We start from the raw sequence: 3,237 nt of genomic DNA, 5'->3' as shown, positions 1-3,237 counted from the left end.
ACGTTGTCATCCTGAGCGTAGTCGAAGGATCTGCGGGACAAAATATATTATTAAGGATTAAAAATCCTTGGCTCAATAGAAGCATCTGTGGGGCAAAATCTAGTATTAAGGATTAAAAATTCTTAACTCAACAGACGGGATTACAAATCCCGACTAACGAGTAGATTGCCTTATACCTGCAGTTGGCAAGTTTATATTAATTTTCAATCCAGATTGTCATCCTGAGCGTAGTCGAAGGATCTGCGGGCAAACTAATGGATAGCATATAAAATATTTTTATTTTTTCCATTTATAAACCGATATACTATATTTAAAACTTTATACGCTCCAATGAAAAAAATAACAACATTTCGAGAGCGCTTCACTTTTTTAAGCTGTGTATTAAAATAGATTCTTATCACAGAATTTATTATCATAAGGAAATGACAAACAAAAAACATATAAATTTAAAAAGTAACTACAAAAAGTTCTTTTACCTTTTTTTATTTGTTCTCCTAATTGCAGCATATTTCCAGACTGCCTTAAGTTCAATGTTTTCAGACAGTTTGGCTTCCAAAGACCTTAGAAAAGAACTATCAGGATCATGGGTTTTAGTTTCCCATAATCAGTATGCTAAAACTGCATTTATTGGTGGTGATGGCAGCACTATTTCTTTCAGTAAATATTTTTTATCAACCAAAAACAACTTTCTACCGAAACAATATAAGATTAATTACATTTCGTACATGATGGGAGGCAAATTGATTGAATATCAGGCCGCGATTATTTTGTCGAATAGTAGAAAATATGATGAATGGATGATGAATGGATACGCTATTTCAAGTATAAGCAATGATACATTGAAGATGGTTTCAACGAGTATGATTATTGGAAGTGCAAAACCCAGTATTTATACATTTAAAAAAGTTCACGAAAAATAAAGGGGCAATAAGAGTTTTGGTACCGATAATAAATAACTATATCAATATATTTGTGGTTTTAGATATGTTTGATTAAATCGGAATCCAACATAGAAAAACTCTCAGCATTTTCTTTTTCGCATTAAAGTTCACATCAGCACCATTCTGTATATACAAAACCGCCCGTAATCTCTTACAGGCGGCTTATTCTTATTTCTTATTTTGCAGCCATTTGCTGATGGAAAGGGCATTTGCTAATATCTCCCTCCCTCTTTTCGGCAGCAACCGGTGCAGCAACTGCCGGTTTAGAAACCGGTCGTCTGCGGTGCTGATCCTGCGTAAGCGGGAATACTGAGGTAAAAAAGTTAGACCAACCACCTGTACGTACACGCAACAGGTCAAACTGCTCGGGCGAGCCAACGGCCTGGCCATAAGTATCGGGACTAGCTACAGTAATGGTTAAAATATTTGAGGAATGACCTTGGGCAAATTGCTGCATTACTGCTACAATTTTATCGGCAGGGTAGTTTTCGTCGATATTATAATCAGTTGGCGCACCATCGGTCATCATATCGGTACCCTTACCTTCAAAACCGGCCAGCGAAGTTTCGAAACCTGCATACTGGTGATCGATAGGTAAATCCATCGGGCTTGGTGCCGAACTTAAATCGGAAGCTACTGCAGTACCCAATCTACGTCCATCGGCGCTGGCACCGTTCCATGCCCCCATTTCTACATGGTTTTCGAAAGTACCTACCCCCGGCTGGATCTGGATCCCGAAAGGATGCTCTTCCGTACCATAACGTGCGGCCAGGTTTTGCAAAGCACTATACATTTGAGGTAGTGGTTTGGTAAAGGTTTCTACAGAAATCCTCGCGATGCCCTCTACAATGGTATTACCAAAGGTATCGATATCGTGGTGACCGCGCCCATAACGTGGTAAACTCAGGGCAATGTCCCGTAAACGTTTAAAACGATCTGAACGGCCGGTAATACGCGATTCGCCGGCCAAAGTACTGATAAATGGTTCTGTCATTTTATAACCCCAGTCGCAGCATAAACATTCCAAAAGTTCGGGCAATGTAGTTACCGCATTTTTATCATCAAATACCATGGTTTTAATGGCGTACAACGAGTTAATGGCCGAACTTAGCGAAATGTAGCATGGCCCGTAAATGTTGTACTTGGTACCACCGCTGTAAAAATCGAGCCCGCGGCCAAGGCAGTCGTCCATTAATACATTTAATATCGGCGAAGGACAGAATTTGGTATTGGCACCAAAGCCCATCAATTGGCCGTTAAAAGCCTTGCGGTTTAGCAGTTCGAAATGCTGGAAATAGATTTTAACCAGTTCATCGAAACTTTTGATCTGATCGGCCGGTTTCGAATTGAGCGAAACATTTTGTCCGAAAAGATACGATTGCCCTGCCGAAGAATAAGTACGCCCCTGGTTTAAGGCACATTCTAAAGGTTGCAATGTAGAAAAACCGCCCAGCGAAAACCAGTTTTCGCCCGGAAACTGTGGTTCGTAACAGCCATCGCAGGCATAATTTTGTGCTGATTGCATGCTAACGGCCGAATTCCATTTTTTAGTTTCGTAGGCAAGGTTCCCGCCAACATCATCGCCACTGCGGTATAAACCTTCGATAATTTTTTCGTCGTTAAGCAATATCGGGTGTGCACCGCCCGAAAGGATGGCATGTGCTGCCTCTTCCAAAATATCTTTCGGGATATCTTTACGGGTACGCAACGATAAACAAGGTGCATTTAGAGGCAACCTACCCGAAGCACGGATAAAAAGTTTGGTTACATGGTTATAAGCGGGTTTTGATTTCGCAAAATCTTCGGTTCCATCGGCCACGGTTCCACCTACGGTAATCTGCTGGATCCACTGCCCCAATGAAGCACCCTGTGGATATGGCCCTGAAGCTCCGCCCATGGCAAGGTTACCAAAAGGTTGGTGATCTTCCATAAAGATGCGATTCTGCTGCACTTTTTCATCGAGTTTGATATAAAAAGCATCGATAATTTCCTGGGCTTCATCCTCTGTAACATCGCCTTTTTTGTAGAAAGGCTCCAATAGCTGATCCATACGGCCAATGGCTGTAGGTTCGCCATTTAGATGCAGGCACGAGTGTAGGGTAAAAATAAACTGTACGGCTTCTACAAAAGTTTCGGGCTTATCTGTAGCCAGTTTTTTCATACGCTCAGCAATGGCAAGGAGGTTGGCTTTTTCCCATGCCTGTCCTTCGGCCATTTTAGCGGCAGTTTCCCTGGCTAATTTTTCGTAATTGAGGATATACTCGGTAATGCCCTGTAAGGATAGGTAAGAAGAGCG

Annotated in this window: 2 protein-coding genes; one reads left to right on the top strand and one right to left on the bottom strand. The window is 41.6% G+C overall.

What is annotated here, in order from left to right:
• Positions 1 to 422 precede the first annotated feature (422 nt).
• On the top strand, positions 423 to 920 hold the full coding sequence (locus B2V92_RS10595) for a hypothetical protein (RefSeq protein WP_293307645.1): 498 nt from the start codon (positions 423 to 425) through the stop codon (positions 918 to 920).
• 196 nt (positions 921 to 1,116) lie between these two features.
• Here B2V92_RS10595 and B2V92_RS10590 read toward each other — a convergent pair.
• On the bottom strand, positions 1,117 to 3,237 hold a 2,121-nt coding region (locus tag B2V92_RS10590), incomplete at its 5' end, for a pyruvate formate lyase family protein (RefSeq protein ID WP_293307643.1).

Source organism: Pedobacter sp. UBA5917 (genome assembly GCF_002432345.1).
Taxonomy (GTDB): Bacteria; Bacteroidota; Bacteroidia; order Sphingobacteriales; family Sphingobacteriaceae; genus Pedobacter.
The sequence above is the reverse complement of the archived record's forward strand: the minus strand, read 5'-3'. Positions and strand labels throughout refer to the sequence as shown.